The following is an 18,204-nucleotide window of genomic DNA, read 5'->3' on the forward strand; positions in this document are numbered from 1 at the left end:
TACGCAAAGGGGCCCCGCCATGGCGGGGCCCCTGTGCATCTGCGGCCGACCAGCAGGCCCGCTATCAGGCAAGCGTCAGCGGTTCGGTGCGGGCTTCGAGCCAGGCCAGCGCCTGGCCGTCGAGCCTCGGCGCCAGCCGGCGGCGGACCTCGTCGTGGTAGGCGTTGAGCCAGTCAATCTCGGCCTGATCCAGGGTGAACAGGTTCAGGCAGCGGGTGTCGATGGGACACAGGGTCAGGGTCTCGAACTCGAGGAAGTCGCCGAAGTCGCTGGGGGCCGCGGCGCGGTTGGCCACCAGGTTCTCGATGCGCACCCCCCACTGGCCGGGACGGTACACCCCAGGCTCGTTGGAGGTGATCATGCCTTCGCGCATGGCGGTATGTTCGGCGACGGAAGCGCCCGAGCTGATCACCTGAGGACCTTCGTGGACGTTGAGGAAGTAGCCCACGCCGTGGCCGGTACCGTGACCGTAGTCGCGGCCGGTGGCCCACAGCGGCGCCCGCGCCAGAGCGTCCAGCCGCGAGGCGGCGATGCCCTCGGGGAAGCGCGCCCGCGACAGTGCAATCATGCCCTTGAGCACCAGGGTGCAGTCTTCGCGCTGAGCCTCACTGACCGCGCCGACCGGGACCATGCGGGTGATATCGGTGGTGCCACCGCGGTACTGGCCGCCGGAGTCGATCAGCAACAGGCCGTCGCCCTCGATCACCGAATGGGCCTCCTGGGTCGCGCGGTAGTGGGGCAGGGCACCGTTAGCGTTGAAGGCGGCGATGGTATTGAAGCTCTCGCAGACGAAGTCCTCGTCCTTGGCGCGTTCTTCATACAGGCGGACCTCGACGTCCAGCTCGGTGACCCGTTCGCCGGCGGCGAAGGCGGCCTCCAGCCAGGCGAAGAAGCGACACAGGGCCGCGCCGTCGGCTTCCATGGCCTGACGCACGAAGCCGAGCTCGTGGGCTGTCTTGATGCCCTTGGCCAGGGTGCTGGGCTGGAAGGCTTCGACCACGGTCATCTCGTCCGGCAGGGCCTGGCGGGTCCCCAGCGTCAGCCGGGCCGGATCGATCAGTACCCGTTCGTCCCGCGGCAGGGCGGACAGCCGCGCCGCCCAGTCGGCGTAGTCGGCCACCTCGACGCCATCGGCCTTGAGCGCATCGAGCAGTTCGGGAGCGAGCTTGCCCGGTGCCACGAACAGGGTGGCGGTGGCGCGACCGATCAGCAGGTGGGACAGGAACACCGGATTGAAGCCCACGTCGGCACCGCGCAGGGTGGTCAGCCAGGCGATGTCGTCCAGCGTCGACACCAGATGCCAGTCGGCGTGGTGCTCGGCCATGGCCGTGCGTACCCGGTCCAGACGCTGGCGCCGGGTCTCGTCCAGATAGCGGCTGGCGTGGGGTTCGATGGCCCCGCTCGGCAGGCTCGGGCGATCGCGCCAGATCTCGTCGAGCAGGTCGCTGTCGCCGCGCAGGACGACGCCCCGTTCACCCAGGATGTCCTCGAACTGGCGGCCGTGGGCCAGGGACACCACCTGGGCGTCGTAGCCCAGGGTGTCGCCGGCCTCGAGACGCTCGGCCAGCCACAGCATCGGTGCGCTGGCCTGGCCCTGGGTCAGCTTCATCATGCTGATGCCGGTGCCGGCGAGTTGAGCCTCGGCTTGCACGAAGTAGCGGCTGTCGACCCACAGGCCGGCCTCGTCCTGGGTCACCACCAGGGTACCCACCGAGCCGTCGAAGCCGGACAGCCACTCGCGACCGGCCCAGTGCTCGGGCAGGTATTCGCTGTTGTGCGGATCGCTGGACGGTAGCCACCAGGCATCGATGGCGTGGCGGCGCATCGCCTCGCGCAGATCGCTCAAGCGTTGGCGAGCGGTATCGGCACTGGCTGAGGTCATGCTCAGACTCCTGTTCTGACAATGGCTTCGGCGTCCGCGCGGTGGGCGGCCGCCGGATCGATAAGACGGTGATGCTTCAGCATGCGCTTGAACACCGGCACGAGCAACAGCAGCACCCCGGCGAAGATCACCAGGGCGATAGCCGACCGCCCGAACAGTTCCGGCAACTGCTGAAGCTCCTCGGCGTTGACGTGACCGCCGATCAAGCCAGCCACCAGGTTGCCGAGGGCGGCACCGGTGAACCACAGGCCCATCAACTGGCCCTGGGTGCGACGCGGCGACAGCCCCGACATGGTGGACAGCCCCACCGGCGACAGGCACAGCTCGCCCAGGGTCAACAGCAGCATGCTGCCGACGATCCACCAGGGTGACACCAGCCCTGTGCCTGTCAGTACCTGTTGCGCCGCCAGCACCATCAGGCCAAAGCCGCAGGCTGCGAGCAGCAGGCCGAGGACGAACTTCATCGGGCTGCCCGGTTCCAGTCGGCGACGACCGAGCGCCGGCCACAGCCAGCCGAACAGCGGACCCAGCAGCACGATGAATACCGGGTTCAACGACTGGAACCACAGGGTGGGGACCTCCCAGCCCATCACGTTGCGGTCGGTGTAGTTGGCCGCGAACAGGTTATAGGAGGTGGGCTGCTGCTCGAAGGCGGCCCAGAAGAAGGCGGCGGCGACGATCAGCACAAAGCAGATGGTGACGCGAATACGCTCGTCACCGCTGAGTCCAGAGAACAGCATCAGGTAGGCAAAGAAGCCCAGCGAGGCGACGATCAGCACGCTGGTCATGGCCTCGGCCACCGCGCGGGCGTCGATGGTCACCACGCCGGTAGCGACCAGCGCCACCAGGGCGGCGATCAGCGCCAGGCACAGCGACACGACGGGGCCGACGTGACGACGGCGCTGGGCCGGGGCGTCCCAGGTGGAGGCGCGGCCGCGCTCGGCGTCGGCGCGCTGCATGGCGGGCACCGCCCACAGGCGAAACAGCAGCAGTGCGATCAGCATGCCAAGGCCGCCCATGGCGAAGCCCCAGTGCCAGCCCAGCGAGTCCATCAGCAGCCCGGTGAACAACGGCGCGAACAGGCTGCCGATGTTGATGCCCATGTAGAAGATGGCGAAGCCGCCGTCGCGGCGCACGTCGCTTTCGTCATACAGGCTGCCGACCATCACCGAGATGCAGGTCTTGAATAGCCCGGTGCCGAGCACGATGAAGATCAGCCCGACAAAGAAGGCGACGGCACCGAGCAGGGCCGACAGCGCGATGGACAGATGACCGAAGGCGATCAGGATGGAGCCGTACCACACCGCCCGGCGCTGGCCGAGCCAGTTGTCGGCGAGCCAGCCGCCGGGCAGCGCGGCCAGGTAGATGGCACCACCGTAGATGCCGACGATGGCAGCGGCGGTCTTGGGGTCGAAGCCGAGCCCGCCGTCGAACAGTGAGGCGGCGATGAACAGCACCAGCATGGGGCGAATGCCGTAGAACGAAAAGCGCTCCCACATCTCGGTGAAGAACAGTGGCCCCAGGGCGCGGGGGTGACCAAAGAAGCCCTTGTCGGCGGCCGAGCCGTCGGAGGAAGTGGATTGCATGAAACCAGGCCTTTTCAGGGTGGGAAGGCGAACGTCGACGCCTCTACATCAAGCGCCCCGGGACGGAGGCGGCATGCGAACAGAAAAACGTGTGAAGAACACGATAATGTGCGAGTCCGCAACAAAAATTGCTGTGGATCACGATTTGGGCGGTGAATTCTATGGAAATCACCGGTCAAGGGGAATACCTCTGCGGTCTGGCACCGTCAGCGTACGGACGTCTCAGCGAAAAGGCGTATGTCCAACATGAGCCAATAGCCTCTATATTGGTGAAATATCGACTTTTAGGGACTTCTTCGCCATGACGTCATCGCCGCCCCAGCGAGCACCTGCCAGGATCGAACTGACCGAAGTGGGGCTTCGTGATGGCCTGCAGAACGAGGCGCGGGTGCTGTCCACCGAGCACAAACTCGAATTGCTGCACGGGCTTCACCGGGCGGGACTCAGGCGCTTCGAGCTGACGTCTTTCGTCAGTCCCCGGGCGGTACCGGCGCTGGCCGACGCCGCGGAACTGGTGGCCGCCGCCAAGGGGCTGGCGGATGCCCGCTTCAGCGCCCTGGTGCCCAACCTGCGCGGTGCCGAGCGCGCACTGGAGGTGGGCATCGATCGGGTGGTGCTGTTCGTGTCCGCCTCCGAGACCCACAACGCGCGCAACGTCAATCGCTCGATCGACGCCTCCCTGGCCGGTTTCGCCGATATCGTCGAGCGCCTGTCCGGCAGCGGTATCGAGGTACAGGGCGCCATCGCCACGGCCTTCGGCTGTCCCTTCGAGGGTGACCTGCCGGCCGGGCGCATCGGTGAGCTGGCGCGTCGCCTCGGCGAACTGGGTATCGATGACCTCACCCTTGGCGATACCACCGGCATGGCCACGCCCGCCGTGGTCTCGCGGGTGGTGGGTGAGATCGCCGAACAGGCCCCGGCGGCGCGGCCGATCCTGCACTTTCACAATACCCGGGGTCTGGCGTTGGCCAACGTCATGCAGGGGCTGTCGCTTGGCGTCACGCGTTACGAAAGTGCGGTCGGTGGTCTCGGCGGCTGTCCCTTCGCCCCAGGCGCCAGCGGCAATCTGGCCACCGAGGAGCTGATCTACCTGCTAGAGGAGCTGGGGCATGACACCGGCGTCTCGCTGGAGTCCTTGATCGAGGTGGCGGGGCTTGCCGCGCGGCGACTGGAACGTGCGCCGGGCTCTCAGCTGGCCCGGGCCGGCACTCGGCTCAGGCTGCATCGACCCGATGCGGTGCCCACCGCAAAGGGCTGAGTCAGATCCCTGAACCTGGCAAGACCAGACGACACCACCACAGACATACCGACGGATACGCAAACCTATGGATGCTAGCCCCGGCAGGGATGACAGCGACGACCCGCGGCCATCGACCCAGGACGCCACCGGCCTTGCCCCGGGCAGCCTGGCCGGCATACGTGTGATCGATCTGACCCGGGTGATCTCCGGCCCCTTCGCCAGCCAGATGCTGGGGGATCACGGCGCCGAGGTGATCAAGATCGAGACCCCGGGGGAGGGCGACGTGGTCCGCCGCCAGGGCAATATGGTCAACGGCTTCAGCGCCTACTTTGCCCAGTTCAACCGCAACAAGCGCTCGATCACCCTCAATCTGCGCGAGCCCGAAGGACGCCAGATCCTGAACCGCCTGCTCGAGGACGCCGACGTGCTGGTGGAGAACTTCCGCCCCGGGGTGCTGGCCAAGATGGGACTCGACGACGACACCCTGAGGCAGCGCTTCCCGCGCCTGGTGGTGGGGCGGATCAATGGCTTCGGATCCACCGGGCCCTACCGCGACCGACCCGCCTACGATTTTGTCGCCCAGGCCATGAGCGGCTTCATGGGCGTCAACGGGGCCGAGGGGGGCGAGCCGATGCGCGCCGCGCCACCGATCAGCGACATGGTGGCGAGCCTCAACCTGGCCTTCGGGGTCAGCGCGGCACTGGTGCGTCGCGAGCGTACCGGCCAGGGCGAGATTCTCGAGACCGCCCTGACCAACGGCCTGGTGGCGATGCTGGGCTATCTGGCGGCGGAGTACTTCGCCACCGGCGAGGTCCCCCGGCGTACCGGCAATGACCATCCCATGCTCTACCCCTACGGCCTGTTCGAGGCCAGCGATGGCGAGGTCGCCATCGCCCCCAGCAGCGAGACCATGGTGCGTCGTCTGCTGGAGGCGCTGGGTCGTGTCGATCTGCTCGAGCAGCCGCGCTTCGCCGACAACGCCCAGCGCATGGCGCACCGCGAGGCGCTGCGCGAGATCCTCAACGAGGTGACGCGCCGGCGCAGTGTGGACGACTGGATCGAACACCTGAACACCGCCGGCGTGCCCTGTGGCCGAGTGCAGGATCTGCGCGAGACCTTCGATGACCCCCAGATCATCGACCAGCGCATGCGCCTGACCCTGGATCAGGGCGAGGCCGGACAGATCGCCACCACCGGCTTTCCGGTGAAGATGCGCGAGGCCCCGGCGATGATCCAGCGACCGGCGCCACAGCTTGGCGAGCATACCGACGAGGTACTGGCCGAACTCGGCTTCGGTGCCGACGAGTGTCGGGCGCTGCGCCAGCGCGGGATCGTCTAGGCTGGGTGGCGGTCCCCGCCGGACAACGCCAAGCGGGTGGCCGCGCAAGATGGCGACTCGACAACCGCCAGGCAATCCGCCAGATGGCCGGTGCCGGCTGGTGACAACGATGCAGGACCGCAGGACCGCAACACCCACAACGAAAACGCCAACAACGAAAAACAAGGAGCCTTCCATGCCCTCGACTCTGACCACCCGCCTCGGCCTGCCGCTGCTCGCGCTCGGCCTCGGTGTCTCGACTTCGGCCAGCGCCCTGCCCATCGACGAGTGCATCGCCCCGGCCGACCCCGGTGGCGGCTGGGACTTCACCTGCCGCAGCGTCGGCAAGCTGCTCACCGACCTGGAACTGACCGACGGCTCGGTGCAGGTCACCAACATGCCCGGCGGTGTCGGCGCGGTGGCCTTCTCCAACGTGGCCTCCAAGCGTGCCGATGACAGCAACCTGATCGTCGCCACCAGCACCGTGGGCATGACCCAGATTGCCCAGGGTCGCTATCCCGGGGGTGCCGAGACCATGCGCTGGCTGGGCATGCTCGGTACCGACGTCGGCGTCATCCTGGTCGACGACGAGAGCGAGTACGAGTCCCTCGAGCAACTGCTGAAGGCCATCGTCGCCGATCCGACCTCGGTGGCCATGGCCGGCTCCAGTGGTGCCGGTGGCTGGGATCACATTCGGGCATTGATGCTGGCCAAGGCCGCCGGCCTGCCCGGCGACCAGGTCGGCGCCCTGCGCTGGGTGCAGTTCGACGGCGGCGGCCCCGCGGTAACCCAGATGATGGGCAACCACGTGGACGTGGTCTCCACCGACCTGGGCGAGGTCGCCGGCTTCATCGAGTCCGGCGACGTGCGGGTACTGGCGGTGATGTCGGACGATCCGCTGCCCGAGCCCTTCGACGAGCTGCCCACCGCGGTCAGCCAGGGCTATGACGTCACCGGCTACAACTGGCGCGGCTTCTACACCGGCGGCGAGGTCTCCGACGAGGACTACGCCAGCATGGTCGAAGACCTCGAGACCCTTTACGCCAGCGACGAGTGGAAGGACGTGGCGGCGCAGAATGGCCTGGTGCCGCTGTGGCGTGGCGGTGACGACTTCTCGAGCTTCGTCGAGGAATCCATCCAGCGCGTCGAGGCCATCTCGCGCGAGATCGGGGTTATTCAATGAGTCAGATGAGCGACCTCGACGCTCACCAGCATCGCCGGCCGGCCCAGGTCGGCGATCGCCTGGCCGGCGCGGTGCTGCTGGTGCTGGCGCTGGGGGCCTGGTGGCATTCTCATAGCTTCGTCACCGGCTTCATGCAGCCGGTGGGGCCGGGGGCTTTCCCCCGGCTGGTCAGCCTGCCGCTGGCGGCGCTGTCGGCCTACCTGATCCTGCGCCCGGGCTTCAACGAGCGCTGGCCGGATCGTGCCGGCCTGGCCCGACAGCTGGCGGTGCTGCTGCTGCTGGCGGCCTACGCTGGCCTGCTCGAGCCGCTGGGGTTTGTTCCCGCCACCCTGGCCTGCGCCATCGTACTGACGCGGCTGTTCGGCGCGGCCTGGGGCCAGGCGCTGATCGCCGGCACAGGACTGGCGCTGGGGCTGTACGCACTGTTCGAGTTTGCCCTCGGCATGCCCTTGCCGGACGTGCCCTGGTGGGGAGGGGGACACTGATCATGGAAACGCTTGCCTTTCTTGCCCAGGGCTTCGCCGTGGCGACCCAGCCGGAATTTCTGCTGCTGGCGCTGATCGGCTGCGCCGTGGGAACCCTGATCGGGGCGCTGCCAGGGCTCGGCCCGGTCAACGGGGTGGCGCTGATGATCCCGCTGGCCTTCAACTTCGGCCTGGATCCCACCGCCGCGCTGATCCTGCTGGTCAGCGTCTACTATGGCTGCATGTACGGTGGGCGGATCAGTTCCATCGTGCTCAATATCCCCGGCGACGAGCCGGCGATGATGACCACCCTGGACGGCTACCCGATGGCCCTCAAGGGGCGCGGAGGCGAGGCCCTGGGGCTGTCGGCGGTGGCTTCCTTCGTCGGCGCCACCATCGCCACCATCGGGCTTACGCTGTTCGCGCCGCTGTTGGTGGACCTGGCGATCAAGTTCGGTCCGGCCGAGTACTTCGCGCTGTTCCTGCTGGCCTTTGCCACCATCGGCGGGGTGACCAGCGGCAGCTTTACCAAGAGTTTCATCGCCGCCTGTCTGGGCCTGCTGCTGGGGACCGTGGGCATCGACCCGGTGTCCAGCGTCGCGCGCTACACCTTCGGTACCTTCGAGCTCTACGACGGCATCGACTTTATCGTGGCCCTGGTGGGACTGTTCGCCATCTCCGAATGCCTGGTGTTTCTCGAACAGCGCCATGACGCCGACAAGCCGCATATCAAGCTGGGCTCGGCCTGGCCGGGGATGAAGGCGTCGCTGTCGTGCAAGGGCACCATCGGTCGTGGCTCGCTGATCGGCTTCGTCTCCGGGGTGCTGCCCGGCGCCGGCGCCTCGCTCGGCAGCTTCCTGTCCTACATGCTCGAGAAGCGCTGGCTGGGAGCCAAGGGCGATTTTGGCAACGGCGACCCGCGCGGTGTGGCCGCGCCCGAGGCGGGCAACAACGCCGCCGCCGGTGGCGCGCTGATTCCGATGCTGTCGCTGGGCATTCCCGGCAGCGGCACCACCGCGATTCTGCTGGCCCTGCTGCTGTCGATGAACATCACCCCGGGGCCGCTGTTGTTCGCCCAGCAGCCCGAGATGGTGTGGGGCCTGGTGGCGGCGCTGTTTATCGGCAACATCATGCTGCTGGTGCTCAACGTACCGCTGGTGGGACTGTTCGCTCGGGTGCTGCAGGCCCCCAGCTGGCTGCTGATGCCGATGGTGGTTCTGATCGCCTTTGTCGGGGTCTATTCGCTCAACAACAGTCCCTTCGATCTGTACATGATGCTGGCCTTCGGGGTGCTCGGCTATGTGCTCAGAAAACTCGAGATTCCCACCGTGCCGGTGGTGCTCGGCCTGCTGCTGGGCGGGCAGATGGAGTTCAATCTGCGCCGGGCGATGTCGATCAGCGGTGGTGACTGGAGCATCCTGGTCAACAGCGGGATCTCGATCGGGATCTACGCCTTCGCCGCCACCCTGATCGTGGCCGGAGCGGTCTACGCCATGATGCTCAAGCGTCGGCTGGCGTAGAGAAGCGTCGCTAAAGCGTCGCTAAAGAAAGAGGGCCCGGTGGAGGTGTATCCACCGGGCCTTTCCATCGACTTTCCATCGATGCGCCTAGGGCCTGTCATGAGGGTCCTGGCGACCTCGCGGTCGTGGCCTTGCAGGTGTCGTCCCGGGTGTCAGAATGGAGGGCCACAAGGAGGGGCCATCGATGAAGACCATGAACTGGGAACGACTGCTCGATCCGGGCCGACTGCACGATCCGCGTGGCGGGACTCGTGACGAGGTGGGACGCAGTCCCTTCCACAAGGATCACGATCGCATCGTCTTCGCCGGCTCCTTTCGTCGCCTGGGACGCAAGACCCAGGTGCATCCCCTCACCGACAACGACCATATCCACACCCGCCTGACCCACTCGCTTGAAGTGGGCTGCGTCGGCCGTTCGCTGGGCATGAGCGTGGGTGAGCTGCTGCGTGACCGCCTGCCCGACTGGATCACTCCGGCGGATCTGGGGGTAATCATCCAGGCGGCCTGTCTGGGACATGACATCGGCAACCCACCTTTTGGCCATGCCGGTGAGTACGCCATCCGCGACTGGTTCAAGTGCGCCGAGGTCAACGGCAGCGGGCTGCTCGAGGGACTGTCGCCGCTGGAGCGCGAGGACCTGCTGACCTACGAAGGCAACGCCCAGGGCTTTCGTATCGTCACCCAGATCGAGTACAACCAGTTTCGCGGCGGCATGCGCCTGACCGCAGCGACCCTCGGTACCCTGCTCAAGTATCCGTGGACGGTGACCCACGGTGGCAAGGCCGGCAAGTTCGGCTGTTATCAGAGCGAACTCGGTGCACTTGAGCAGGTGGCCGACCATCTGGGACTGATTCCCCAGGGCGAGCACCGTTGGTGTCGCCATCCGCTGGCCTGGCTGGTGGAGGCCGCCGATGACATCTGCTACGCCCTGCTTGACCTCGAGGACGGGGTGGAGATGGATATCCTGGCCTTCGACGAGGTGGCCGAGATCCTGACCCAGATCGCCGGTGGCGAGCCGTCGGACTACGCCGAGATGAACCGTACCGGTGTGTCTCAACGCCGGCGTATCGCGGCGCTGCGAGGGGCGGCCATGGAGCGAGCGGTCACCGACGTGGGCCAGGTGTTCGTCGAGCATGAGCAGGAGCTGCTTTCCGGGACGCTTCAGGATGACCTGCTGGAGCTGTGCCACCCGGATCTGGACTGGGGGGTCAAGCTGGCCAAGCAGCTGGCGCGCAAGCGCATCTTCCGCAATACCCGCAAGGCCAAGCTGGAGATCGGTGCCTACACCACCCTCGGCATTCTGCTCGAGGCCTTTATCGGCGCGGCCCACGAGTTGCACCACACCGGCCATTCGAGCTTCAAGCACCAACGGGTGCTGGCGCTGATCGGCGAGAACACCCCGCTGCCGTCCTGGTCCCTGTACGACAGCTATCGACGCATGCTCGACTTTATCGGTGGGATGACGGACCACTACGCGGTCGACCTGGCGCAAGAGATGGGCGGAAAGCTGCGGGGTGATTGAAGAATTGAGTGTGTTCAGGCGGCAAGCTGCGGGGTGATTGAACCAGGGCGTTCCGGCCAAGGGAGTCCAGCGGCGGACGATAGGGCGTTTGTCGCTGCGCGGCCTAAGTCAATGGATGACGTTTGATGCAGGAAGACTGCGTATACTGGGGAAAACGATAACAAGGGTATGGCCCGTGAAAAGGAAATCCTCCCCCGCCTCTTCCGATCAAGGCTTTGATGCGATCGACAAGCCCACCTTCTTCGGTTCGCTGTTTCTCCTCCTTGCTGTCACTCTGCCTCTGGTGGTGTTCCCCGAACAGGGGGCAACCTGGGTCATCGCGGCCAAGAACTTCATTACCAATGAACTTGGTGTGCTGTATCTGGCCCTGGGGCTCGGGGCCAGCGGCTTCATGCTGTTCATCGTGTTCAGCGATATCGGCCAGATCAAGCTGGGTGACCCCGAGGAACAGCCGGAGTTCTCGACCCTGTCCTGGGCGGCGATGCTGTTCTGCGCCGGTATCGGCGCCTCGATTCTCTACTGGTCGATGATCGAGTGGATCTACTACTACCAGGCGCCACCCTTCCATGTGGAGCCTCAGTCGCCGGATGCGGCGCGCTGGGCGGCGGCCTACGGTATCTTCCACTGGGGGCCGGTGGCCTGGTCGATCTATCTGATCCCGGCGATTCCCATTGCCTACTTCTACTACGTGCGCAATCACAGCGTGCTCAAGATCAGCGAGGCGCTGATGCCGGTGCTGGGCGAGAGCCGTGCCCACCGCTGGCCGGGCAAGCTGATCGACGTGCTGTTCGTGTTCGGTATGCTGGGCGGCGGTGCCACCACCCTGGGACTGGCGGCGCCCTTGATCAACGAGGGGCTGCATGAGCTGTTCGGTTTTCCGAAGACCCTGGCGACGCGCATCTTCGTGCTGATGCTGTGTACCGTTGTCTTCGGCTACAGCGCCTTCGTCGGCCTCAAGAAGGGTATCAAGGTGCTGTCGGACATCAACTTCTGGCTGGCGGTGTCGCTGCTGACCTTCGTCTTCATCGTCGGGCCGACCCAGTTCATGGCCAGCACCGGCCTGGATGCCCTTGGCAGGGTGCTCAGCAATCTGGTGCACATGGGTACCTGGACCGAGCCCTTCGCCCGCTTCGAGAATTTCCAGGACACCCACTTCCCTCAGGACTGGACCATCTTCTACTGGGCCTGGTGGCTGGTGTTCGCCCCCAGCGTCGGCCTGTTCATCGCGCGCATCTCCCGCGGCCGCACCATCCGCTCCATGGTCGCGGGCTCGATCTTCTTCGGTACCCTGGGCTGCGCCCTTTTCTTCATCATCCTCGGCAACTACGGTCTCTACCTGCAGCTGTCCGGCACCCTGGATCTGGTCACCATTCTCAATGAGCAGAGCCCCACGGCGGCGATCTTCGCCACCCTGTCGACCCTGCCGCTGAGCTACCTGGTGATCTTCGCCTTCACCCTGCTGGCGCTGATCTTCACCGCCACCACCTTCGACTCCATCTCCTACATCCTGGCGGCGGTGGTGCAGAAGGAGGTCGACGAGGAACCGATGCGCTGGAATCGACTGTTCTGGGCCTTTGCGCTGTCGTTCATGCCGGCGGTGCTGATGTTCATCGGTGGGCTCGAGACCCTGCAGACGGCCTCGGTGGTAGGGGGTGTGCCCTTGCTGCTGGTGGCGCTGTTGTTGTGCATCTCGACCGTGCGGGCGGCCCACTACGATCTGCGCTATCAGCCGGACTACACCGACAAGGAAATCTATATCGAGGAATTCCCCGAGGACGACCCCTGGACCGAGGATGGCACCTGGGAGTTGCCGGAAGGGGAGCACCACGGTGTCGATCATGACGACAAGCCCCACCAGGAGGGCGACCCGGCGAGCCATCCTTCACGGCTGTAATCAGCGCTCAGCGCCGACTGCTCGGGCCACCGTCATTGCGACGGTGGCCCGTTTTCTTGTGGTCGATCTTGTGAAGGGGGATCGCTCCGAGAGCGGCGACCAGCAAGGCTCAAGGATCAGGCCGCCTGGCGCCAGCTATCCTGCTCGAGGTGTTCGAGGATCGCCTCTCCCACGCTGGTCTCGGGGGAGTCGATGCCCTGGTTGCCGAACAGGCGGTTGAACTCCAGCACCATCGGGGCGTTGTCGACCATGGCGATGTCGAAGCCGGCATGATCGATGCCCAGGCGCTGGGCCAGGGTGGTGGCAAGCTCGATGGCGGAGGCCGGCACCGGGTCGTGGCGGATCTCGCCGCCGCGTGCCACATTGGTGCGAAAGTCGCCCAGCGGGCTCTCGCGCCAGTAGGCGGCCAGCACCCTGCGCCCGACCACCACGATGCGCAGGTCGCGTTCGATGGGCAGGTAGCGCTGGGCGTAGAGCAGATTCTCGCTGGACAGGTGATCGATCAGCGCCTCGCGGGAGCGAATCAGGCGCACGCCCTCGCCCATGGAGCTGCGCACCCGCTTGACCACGAACGGGTAGCCGAAGCGCGCCTCCACCTGGTGGATGGCGTCTGAATTGACCCCGAGGATGGCGGTATCGGGCGTTGCCTCGGGGCAGCAGGCCTGGAAGGCGCGGGTCTGTTCGATCTTGTCGTGACCCAGGTGATAGCTGGGTAGACTGGGAAAGACGCGCGGATTGAGGCCGTAGGCCAGGGCATTGATCTGCCAGTATTCGGGGAACAGCAGGGCGTCGGCATCGGCCAGGGCCTGGCGATGGTCATTCATGTGCTCAGGCTTGATGTATCGCGCCCCCGGGACCCCCAGACTCCGTAACGGATCGAAGGTGATCAGGTTCATGAGACAGTCATCCGAGAAAGACGAAAGAGGATTGAAGCGAGGCGGCGCACCTTGCCAACTGTGGTCGCCGATTGCAAGGCGACAGGGGGACCGGGGAGCCCGTCGACGGCAACCATGGCGTGCGCTGGCTGCGGTGCTGCTGGCCCTCACCATGGTCGCTGGCACCCAGGCCCACGAGCCGCAGGAGCAGCGTGAGGCACTGGAGGATCTCGAGCGAGAGCACTTCGATCATTATGTGCTGGCGCTGACCTGGCATCCCGGGTTCTGCGCCAGCCGCCGTCAGCCGCCACGAGAGTGCCGGGATCCGTCGCTGATGGTCGGGGCCGACGACGGCTTCGTGATCCACGGGCTGTGGCCGTCACGCCCCGTCAGGCTGATCTCACAGGGCGTCAGTGTCAGCGAGTGGCGCCGCCAGGGCTGCTTTCTTGAACGCCCGAGGCCAGCGGGCGACTTCTGCCAGGCAGGGCCTGCCATCGATATCGGCTCATCGCTTGAACAGGAGCTCGACGACGCCATGCCCGGCAGGGCCAGCTGTCTCGACCGTTACGAGTACGCCAAGCACGGTGCCTGCCTGTCGATCAGCGATGATGACTTCTTCGACGGTGCCCTGGCGCTGACCGAGATCGTCAACGCCGGGGCCCTGGGGGACTTCATGCGCGACAACCGAGGTTCGACGGTCAGGCGCAATGCGCTGATCGCGGCCTTCGAGGAGGCTTTCGGACGGGGTACCGGCAGCTCCCTGTCGCTGCAGTGCGGGGGCTCGGGCAACCGACTGCTCACCGAGGTGCGCATTGGCCTGGAGGCGGAGCACATCGATGACTTTCCGGCCAGAAAGAGCTTCGCTCCGGTGGATCATGGACGCTGCCCCAGCCGGATCGAGCTGCGCCGCTTCTAGGGCTCGTCCGAAAAGTGCCTGCGCTCGGTAATACTGCGTTAAAAATCGGATCAAAATGCTCATTTACACCCCGTAAACTGCGCTTTCTCACCGATTTTTGCCTTGTCTAACCTTCGCTCGTCGACTTTTCGGACAGAGCCTAGATGGACGGGCCTTCCAGGTGGCCAAGCTCCCGCGTCAGTGTTCGCCGGTTCAAGGCCTCGATGACCCGGTCGTGCAGCGTCGGATCCATCGGCGCGATACCAGGGCAGGCGTCGGTCAGATGGGCGGCCAGGCCTTCGCCGCTGACCACGGCAAGATCGTCGTCGGGGACCTCACGTTCGATCTTCCAGCCGGGCAGGGCAAGGATGCCCTTGACCGGCACCGGCTGCCCCAGTTCGCGACATAGCCAGGAAGCGACCCAGCGGGTGGCCTGGCGGGCCTTGCGCTGGGGGCGTCGCTCCATCCAGCCGGGAAAGCGCAGGCGCTCGTGTTCGACCACCACGGTGTCCTCGGTCTCGCCGGCGGGACTGATGGCCGGGGTGCGGGCACGGGTCTCGATGACGAAGACGGCGTGGGGGGTGATCGCCACGTGGTCGATCACGAAGGTGTCGGCGGGCACGTCGTGAAACACGAAGTAGGGGTGGGCCTCGGGGCGAATCAGGCGTTCGAGCTCCTGACCCACGGCCAGTTCGCAGGCGAGCCCCAGCTTCAGGCGACGGATACGCTGGTAGTCACGCATCAGTCGGAAGCTGACCACGATCGCCAGCAGTGTGCACAGCACACCGTAGAGCGCCCATTCGATCCAGTTCTGGTGGCGCGAGAACAGCATCCGGCCCATGCCGTAGACCAGTGGGGTCAGCACCAGCACAGGGCCGAGGGCGGCGTTGAGGAACAGGGTGGCGAAGGCGCGATCCAGCCGATCGCGCAGGGCCTGCCCAGGCTCACGCAGCGGGTGGGCGTCGAACGGCGAGCGTACTCGCGCGTCGTGCAAGCTTCGGAGTGCCACCACCACCGTGGCGGCCGCCGCGAGGGGGAACAGAAAGAACAGCGGCAGCAGGTAGTCCAGCCAGGCCATCGGCACTCCTTGCCCGTGAAGAATCCCGTCCATTGTAGACAACGACGTGCCTGTTGGGCCATGGCGCCCTTGGTCTTATCGATCGCCCGGGGGTAGTCTTGGCCATGGGGGCAGGGCCGGCGGGCCTGTCCCGGGTGCTGGTGCGCGGTCACAAGGGGAGGAGCAATGACGAATGTCGGCGGCGGTAGCGAGGCTCGAACTTGCGTCAACCGAGAAGCGTCAGCGTCGGCGATGGATGCGCTGTACGCCCTCGTCTGTCGTCACCGGCGCATCGCCGTGCTCAGTGGCGCCGGCATCAGCACCGCCAGCGGTATCCCCGACTATCGCGACGCCCAGGGCGAGTGGAAGCGCTCGCCGCCGATCGACCATCGCGACTTCATGTCTCGCCACGCCTCGCGTCAGCGCTACTGGGCGCGGGCGATGATCGGCTTTCGCGTGCTCAACGAGGCCAGCCCCAACGCGGCGCACCGGGCCATCGCCGAGCTCGAGCTGCGCGGCAAGGTCTCCGGGGTGATCACCCAGAACGTCGATGGACTGCACCAGCGCGCGGGTTCCCGGCGGGTCATCGATCTGCACGGCAGGGCGGATCTGGTGGTGTGCATGAGCTGCGGTGCGCGCCAGATGCGCCATGCTCTGCACGATGAGCTGGCACGCTGCAATCCGCAGTGGGTGGCGCAAACGTCGCCGGTGCGGCCTGCGCCGGACGGCGATGCAGACCTGGAGGCGGACTTCTCGAGCTTTCGGGTGCCCTCCTGTGGCCGCTGTGGCGACGGTATCTGGAAGCCCGATGTGGTGTTCTTCGGCGACAACGTGCCAGCGGCGACGCTGGCCAGCGCCCGAGGGCTGCTCGAGGACAGCGACGCCCTGCTGGTGGGCGGCAGTTCGCTGATGGTCTATTCCGGCTTTCGCTTCGTGCGCGAAAGCGTGAAGGCGGGACGCCCGGTGGCCTGCATCAATCTGGGGCGCACCCGCGCCGATGAACTGTTCGACGTCAAGCTCGAGGCCCCGGCCGATCGGGCGCTGGAAGCGCTGGTCCGGGACCTGGGCTAGGCGCCGGCCCAGCCAGTTTTCAGACGAGCCAGAGCTCAGCCTCCGGCCAGCTTGACCCTGTAGCCTTTCTTCTCCAGGGCGTCTTTCAACACCTGGCGATGGTCGCCCTGGATCTCGATGACGCCGTCCTTCAGCGCGCCACCGGTGCCGCAGCGCTTCTTCAGCTCCTTGGCCAGGGCCTTCAACTCCTTGTCGGCAAGCGGCACGCCGTCGATGGTGGTGACACCCTTGCCCTTGCGCCCGCTGGTTTCCCGGCGGATTCGCACCACCCCATCCAGGCTGGCCAGGCGCGCCTGGTCCTGGATCTCGTCGCAGCGGCAGGCGTCCTTCGGTTCACGGCAGTCCGGGCAGATGTCGCCGTGTTCGGTGGAGTAGACGAGCGAGCCGAGTTGTTCCTTCAGCGATGCCATGGTGGTGCGCTCCTGTCGGGTGGTGCGATGGTGCGGTCGGATCAGGCCAGCTGGACCGGGATGGCGTTGCTGGTGTGGCTGATCTCGTTGCCTTCCTGGAGGTAGACCAGGGAGGGCTTGTGCTGGTCGAGTTCGCTGTCGCTGTAGTGGGCGTAGCTGCAGATGATCACGCGCTGGCCTTCGCTTGCCAGGTGGGCAGCGGCGCCGTTGACCGAAATCACCTTGGAGCCTTCCTCGGCACGGATGGCATAGGTGGTGAAGCGCTGGCCGTTCTCGACGTTGTAGATCTGGATCTGTTCGTTTTCGCGGATACCGGCGAGGTCGAGCAGTTCACCGTCGATGGCGCAGGAGCCTTCGTAGTTGAGCACGGCGTGGGTCACGCGAGCCATGTGCAGCTTGGCCTTGAGCATGATGGTGTACATCTAGGGGGCTCCTATCGAGGTAGCGTCACAGTGAGGTTGTCGATCAGTCGCGTGGCGCCGAGACGGGCGGCCACCAGCAGGATGGCGTCACGGGTGGTGGCGGTCACCGCGCCGAGGTCACGGGCGCGCAGCTCCAGATAGTCGGGAGCAAAGCCGTGGGAGGCCAGGCGCGCGCGTCCCTCTTTAAGGGTGGCGTCGATGTCGGCGCCGGCCTCGAGGCTGCGCGCAAGCGTCACCAGGGTGGCCTGCAGTTCGGCGGCGGTGGCGTGCTCGGCCTCGCTCAGGTAGCCGTTGCGCGACGATAGCGCCAGTCCCGAGGCCTCGCGCACCGTGGGCACCCCGACGATCTCGATCGGCATGTGCATGTCGTGGACCATGCGGCGAATGACCGCCAGTTGCTGGTAGTCCTTTTCGCCGAAGCAGGCGAGGTCAGGCTGGACGATATGGAACAGCATGCTGACCACGGTCGAGACGCCGTCGAAGTGGCCGGGTCGGGCGCCGCCACACAGGCCTTCGCTGACCTCGGGTACCCGCACCAGGGTCTGGCCGTCGAGGCCGTCGGGGTACATGGTCGCCGGGGTCGGGGTGAACACCATGTCGCAGCCAGCGGCCTCGAGCTTGGCCAGGTCCGCCTCGAGGGTGCGCGGATAGTTGTCCAGGTCTTCGCTGGGGCCGAACTGCAGCGGATTGACAAAGATCGAGGCGACCACCAGGTCACAGCGCTCGCGGGCCGCTTCCACCAGCGCCAGGTGGCCCTGGTGAAGGTTGCCCATGGTCGGCACCAGGCCGATGCGGGCACCACTGCGGCGGTGAGGCGCGAGCGCTTCGCGAAGCTTGGCGATGGCGGAATGGACGTGCATCGCAG

At 66.2% G+C, this 18,204-nt stretch carries 16 protein-coding genes; 9 read left to right on the plus strand and 7 right to left on the minus strand.

The features are described from left to right. Positions 1–64 precede the first annotated feature (64 nt). Entirely contained in the window at positions 65–1,882 is a 1,818-nt protein-coding gene (locus tag RBB39_RS14690) for an aminopeptidase P family protein (RefSeq protein WP_306169169.1), read from the minus strand. Positions 1,883–1,884: 2 nt separating this feature from the next. Next, complete coding sequence (locus RBB39_RS14695; RefSeq protein ID WP_045992381.1) at positions 1,885–3,468, minus strand: peptide MFS transporter; 1,584 nt, start codon at positions 3,466–3,468, stop codon at positions 1,885–1,887. A 301-nt stretch (positions 3,469–3,769) separates the two neighbouring features. Between RBB39_RS14695 and RBB39_RS14700 the strand changes: the two genes are divergently transcribed. The 7 genes from RBB39_RS14700 to RBB39_RS14730 all read left to right on the plus strand — a co-directional run bounded on the left by RBB39_RS14700 (position 3,770) and on the right by RBB39_RS14730 (position 12,609). Continuing rightward, positions 3,770–4,726, plus strand: coding sequence for a hydroxymethylglutaryl-CoA lyase (locus tag RBB39_RS14700; RefSeq protein ID WP_253554310.1), 957 nt, complete (start codon positions 3,770–3,772; stop codon positions 4,724–4,726). Between the two features lie 67 nt (positions 4,727–4,793). Continuing rightward, entirely contained in the window at positions 4,794–6,047 is a 1,254-nt protein-coding gene (locus RBB39_RS14705; RefSeq protein ID WP_306169170.1) for a CaiB/BaiF CoA-transferase family protein, read from the plus strand. Between the two features lie 175 nt (positions 6,048–6,222). Next, positions 6,223–7,209 carry a tripartite tricarboxylate transporter substrate binding protein gene (locus RBB39_RS14710; RefSeq protein ID WP_045992379.1) on the plus strand — a complete coding sequence of 329 codons (987 nt, stop codon included), beginning with the start codon at positions 6,223–6,225 and terminating at the stop codon, positions 7,207–7,209. A 5-nt stretch (positions 7,210–7,214) separates the two neighbouring features. Beyond that, the gene (locus RBB39_RS14715; RefSeq protein WP_045992378.1) at positions 7,215–7,694 is read left to right on the plus strand and encodes a tripartite tricarboxylate transporter TctB family protein; all 480 of its coding nucleotides are present in this window, start codon (positions 7,215–7,217) and stop codon (positions 7,692–7,694) included. 2 nt (positions 7,695–7,696) lie between these two features. Further along, complete coding sequence (locus RBB39_RS14720; protein WP_045992377.1) at positions 7,697–9,193, plus strand: tripartite tricarboxylate transporter permease; 1,497 nt, start codon at positions 7,697–7,699, stop codon at positions 9,191–9,193. A gap of 184 nt (positions 9,194–9,377) precedes the next feature. After that, complete coding sequence (locus tag RBB39_RS14725; protein WP_213229398.1) at positions 9,378–10,715, plus strand: deoxyguanosinetriphosphate triphosphohydrolase; 1,338 nt, start codon at positions 9,378–9,380, stop codon at positions 10,713–10,715. Positions 10,716–10,890: 175 nt separating this feature from the next. Continuing rightward, positions 10,891–12,609, plus strand: coding sequence for a BCCT family transporter (locus RBB39_RS14730; protein ID WP_045992375.1), 1,719 nt, complete (start codon positions 10,891–10,893; stop codon positions 12,607–12,609). Between the two features lie 116 nt (positions 12,610–12,725). Here RBB39_RS14730 and RBB39_RS14735 read toward each other — a convergent pair whose 3' ends face one another. Continuing rightward, positions 12,726–13,505 (minus strand): RimK family alpha-L-glutamate ligase, encoded by a 780-nt coding sequence (locus RBB39_RS14735; protein ID WP_045992374.1) that lies wholly within the window; start codon positions 13,503–13,505, stop codon positions 12,726–12,728. 151 nt (positions 13,506–13,656) lie between these two features. On the opposite strand from RBB39_RS14735, the gene RBB39_RS14740 reads away from it, so the two are divergent. After that, on the plus strand, positions 13,657–14,400 hold the full coding sequence (locus RBB39_RS14740; RefSeq protein WP_222568752.1) for a ribonuclease I: 744 nt from the start codon (positions 13,657–13,659) through the stop codon (positions 14,398–14,400). 139 nt (positions 14,401–14,539) lie between these two features. Here RBB39_RS14740 and RBB39_RS14745 read toward each other — a convergent pair whose 3' ends face one another. Then, positions 14,540–15,457 carry a nuclease-related domain-containing protein gene (locus RBB39_RS14745; RefSeq protein ID WP_045993302.1) on the minus strand — a complete coding sequence of 306 codons (918 nt, stop codon included), beginning with the start codon at positions 15,455–15,457 and terminating at the stop codon, positions 14,540–14,542. 165 nt (positions 15,458–15,622) lie between these two features. Between RBB39_RS14745 and RBB39_RS14750 the strand changes: the two genes are divergently transcribed. Continuing rightward, entirely contained in the window at positions 15,623–16,507 is an 885-nt protein-coding gene (locus RBB39_RS14750; protein ID WP_306169171.1) for an NAD-dependent protein deacetylase, read from the plus strand. Between the two features lie 35 nt (positions 16,508–16,542). Here RBB39_RS14750 and RBB39_RS14755 read toward each other — a convergent pair whose 3' ends face one another. From RBB39_RS14755 to panC, 3 genes are read right to left on the minus strand one after another with little or no spacing between them, the layout of a single operon-like run. Beyond that, complete coding sequence (locus RBB39_RS14755) at positions 16,543–16,917, minus strand: translation initiation factor Sui1 (RefSeq protein ID WP_045993300.1); 375 nt, start codon at positions 16,915–16,917, stop codon at positions 16,543–16,545. A 41-nt stretch (positions 16,918–16,958) separates the two neighbouring features. Next, a complete protein-coding gene (gene panD / locus RBB39_RS14760) occupies positions 16,959–17,339 on the minus strand; it encodes an aspartate 1-decarboxylase (protein ID WP_045993299.1) in 381 nt (126 codons plus the stop codon). A gap of 11 nt (positions 17,340–17,350) precedes the next feature. Further along, complete coding sequence (gene panC, locus RBB39_RS14765; protein WP_222568754.1) at positions 17,351–18,199, minus strand: pantoate--beta-alanine ligase; 849 nt, start codon at positions 18,197–18,199, stop codon at positions 17,351–17,353. Positions 18,200–18,204 lie beyond the last annotated feature (5 nt).

It is taken from the genome of Halomonas sp. MMSF_3323 (assembly GCF_030733595.1).
In the GTDB taxonomy this organism is placed as follows: Bacteria; Pseudomonadota; Gammaproteobacteria; order Pseudomonadales; family Halomonadaceae; genus Halomonas; species Halomonas litopenaei.

Bases quoted from the DNA above. Each gene is read 5' to 3' on its own strand.
- RBB39_RS14690 (WP_306169169.1), bottom strand. From the start codon at position 1,882: ATGACCTCAGCCAGTGCCGATACCGCTCGCCAACGCTTGAGCGATCTG.
- RBB39_RS14695 (WP_045992381.1), bottom strand. From the start codon at position 3,468: ATGCAATCCACTTCCTCCGACGGCTCGGCCGCCGACAAGGGCTTCTTT.
- RBB39_RS14700 (WP_253554310.1), top strand. From the start codon at position 3,770: ATGACGTCATCGCCGCCCCAGCGAGCACCTGCCAGGATCGAACTGACC.
- RBB39_RS14705 (WP_306169170.1), top strand. From the start codon at position 4,794: ATGGATGCTAGCCCCGGCAGGGATGACAGCGACGACCCGCGGCCATCG.
- RBB39_RS14710 (WP_045992379.1), top strand. From the start codon at position 6,223: ATGCCCTCGACTCTGACCACCCGCCTCGGCCTGCCGCTGCTCGCGCTC.
- RBB39_RS14715 (WP_045992378.1), top strand. From the start codon at position 7,215: ATGAGCGACCTCGACGCTCACCAGCATCGCCGGCCGGCCCAGGTCGGC.
- RBB39_RS14720 (WP_045992377.1), top strand. From the start codon at position 7,697: ATGGAAACGCTTGCCTTTCTTGCCCAGGGCTTCGCCGTGGCGACCCAG.
- RBB39_RS14725 (WP_213229398.1), top strand. From the start codon at position 9,378: ATGAAGACCATGAACTGGGAACGACTGCTCGATCCGGGCCGACTGCAC.
- RBB39_RS14735 (WP_045992374.1), bottom strand. From the start codon at position 13,505: ATGAACCTGATCACCTTCGATCCGTTACGGAGTCTGGGGGTCCCGGGG.
- RBB39_RS14740 (WP_222568752.1), top strand. From the start codon at position 13,657: ATGGTCGCTGGCACCCAGGCCCACGAGCCGCAGGAGCAGCGTGAGGCA.
- RBB39_RS14745 (WP_045993302.1), bottom strand. From the start codon at position 15,457: ATGGCCTGGCTGGACTACCTGCTGCCGCTGTTCTTTCTGTTCCCCCTC.
- RBB39_RS14750 (WP_306169171.1), top strand. From the start codon at position 15,623: ATGACGAATGTCGGCGGCGGTAGCGAGGCTCGAACTTGCGTCAACCGA.
- RBB39_RS14755 (WP_045993300.1), bottom strand. From the start codon at position 16,917: ATGGCATCGCTGAAGGAACAACTCGGCTCGCTCGTCTACTCCACCGAA.
- panD (WP_045993299.1), bottom strand. From the start codon at position 17,339: ATGTACACCATCATGCTCAAGGCCAAGCTGCACATGGCTCGCGTGACC.
- panC (WP_222568754.1), bottom strand. From the start codon at position 18,199: ATGCACGTCCATTCCGCCATCGCCAAGCTTCGCGAAGCGCTCGCGCCT.